Below are 2,250 nucleotides of genomic sequence, written 5' to 3' on the forward strand. Positions count from 1 at the left end.
TTCCGCGAAGGGGATGGCAGTGATGTGGTTTCTGACTTTACCCTAGGGGAAGATTGGTTGGGGTTGGCGGAGGGAATAGACTTCAACGAATTAACCATTACGGGAAATAATAATAGTGCGGTCATCAATAAAGATGGTAAAAATTTAGCTACCCTTACTGGAATTAATTTTGAGTTAATTACTGAATCCACATTTATGGTTATGTAAAACACAAAAGAACAAAGTGTTTATTGCTCCAAGGGTGAATCTACCGACAACTTACTTGGAGTTTTGAGAATGAAAAGTATAATTCAATATTTCGCACCGATTAGTAATGGACAAAATAATGTAACGCGATCGCTGGTTTTTATTGATTCGCAGCTTCAAGACTATGAAACTCTGGTGGCTGGAGTAAAAGAAGACATAGAGGTGGCGGTCATTGACGGCGATCGCGATGGCATCGAACAAATTTCCACCCAGCTTTCTACCTATGCAAAGCAGTTTGGAAAACTCGACGCTATTCACATTATTTCTCATGGCAGTTCCGGTTGTCTGCAATTAGGAAATAGCTCTCTAAATTTAGAGACTTTACCCCACTACAAAGCGATTGTGCAGCAGTGGCGAACTGCACTCAGTCAAACGGCAGAAATTTTACTCTATGGTTGCCAAGTTGCCGCAGAATTAGGAACAGAGTTTATCGAGAAACTCGCTACACTAACTCAGGCGAAAATTGCTGCCTCAGAGAATTTAATTGGCAGTGCGGAGAAAGGTGGAAACTGGAAGTTAAACTTTACCACCGGAGAAATTAAAACTCCGTTAGCCTTGAACTCGGAAGTGATGGAAAAATACGCCGGCGTATTTGCCACCCTCACAGTAACGAATGCGAATGATAGTGGTGCCGGTTCGTTGCGGAATGCGATTTCAACCGCACAACCCGGAGATACTATTGCATTTGACAGTAGTTTAGCCAATCAAACCATTACCCTCACCAGCGGTCAACTGCTGGTTGACAAAGACTTAACCATTGATGGTGCCAATGCGGCTGGATTAACGATTAGTGGGAATAATGCTTCGCGCATTATCGACTTTACCAGAGATGCCAGCTTCAATCCTACCAGTTTGACGGTCAGGAATCTAACCCTTGCGAATGGTAAAACCACCGCCGGAGATGAAGAAGGTGCCGGGGCGGGAATTAGAACGGGGAATGGAACTACCTTAACGGTAGAAAATACCACCTTCAGAAATAACGATGCGACCTATGGTGGCGGTGGGATTTTTGGGGGATTTCAAAGTACCACCACAGTGATAAATTCCACCTTTGATGGCAATATTGGGACGGCAGGTCAGCAAGAACGAGGTGGGGGTGCGATATCCATTAAAAGTGAAAGCAACTTAACCGTTCGCGGTAGTGAATTCACCAACAACAAAGGGGTAAACGGTGGAGCAATTAACAGTCTATTTACCGTGTTAACGGTAGAAGATTCCACCTTTATTAATAACGAAGCGATTACCCCCAGTTCTAAAACCCAATTTTATGGTTTGGGTGGAGCGATTTTAACCGATGGAGCTACAGATCTGAGTAAGCCGGATTCCGGAACAATTTTAGTTCGCAACAGTCGCTTTGAAGGCAATCGGGCATTAGATGGTGGCGGTGCCAATCTTTATTCTTATCCTGATGACAAAGTAGTTGTTGAAGATAGTTTGTTTATCCGGAATGAGGCATTAGAAACACCTGCCGGGGGCGGAAGTGGAGGAGGATTGCGCCACGATAATAGTGAGTTTACCCTCTCGGGAACCAGTTTCGTCGATAATGTCGCTCACAAGCAGGGAGGAGGCTTGTGGGTGGATAAAGTTTCTCCCACCACCATTAGCAACAGTACGTTTTCAGGTAATAAAGCAGAAGATCCAGACGATCCGACTCGGGGTTTAGGTGGGGGAATATTTATACAATCTCCCAGCACTTTGGTCAACCTAACCGTCACCGAAAATTCTGCGGGCGGTTCCGCCGGCGCACTGTTTGCCGGACAACAGCAAAACATTACCGTTGCGAATTCTGTTTTTGCGAACAATACGGTAGGAAATGCTGCAAATAGCAAGCGGAATACCAATATCGAGTTGACTGATGGTGGAAACAATCTACAATTTCCCGATAAAAATTCCCCGGATCCAGGGGATGTAAATGTCACCGCCAGTATCGCGATCGCCGACCCGAAACTCGGTGCCCTACAAGAAATAAACGGTAGACTGGTACATCCTTTACTCCCCGGAAGT

Annotated in this window: 2 protein-coding genes; both read left to right on the plus strand. The window is 45.1% G+C overall.

Going from position 1 to position 2,250, the window contains the following annotated elements:
• Positions 1 to 207 (plus strand): hypothetical protein (locus AC0QH1_RS02225; protein ID WP_324629154.1); only part of this gene is annotated, 207 nt, incomplete at its 5' end.
• Between the two features lie 69 nt (positions 208 to 276).
• Positions 277 to 2,250 (plus strand): DUF4347 domain-containing protein (locus AC0QH1_RS02230; RefSeq protein WP_324629155.1); only part of this gene is annotated, 1,974 nt, incomplete at its 3' end.

Source organism: Phormidium sp. CCY1219 (genome assembly GCF_055795085.1).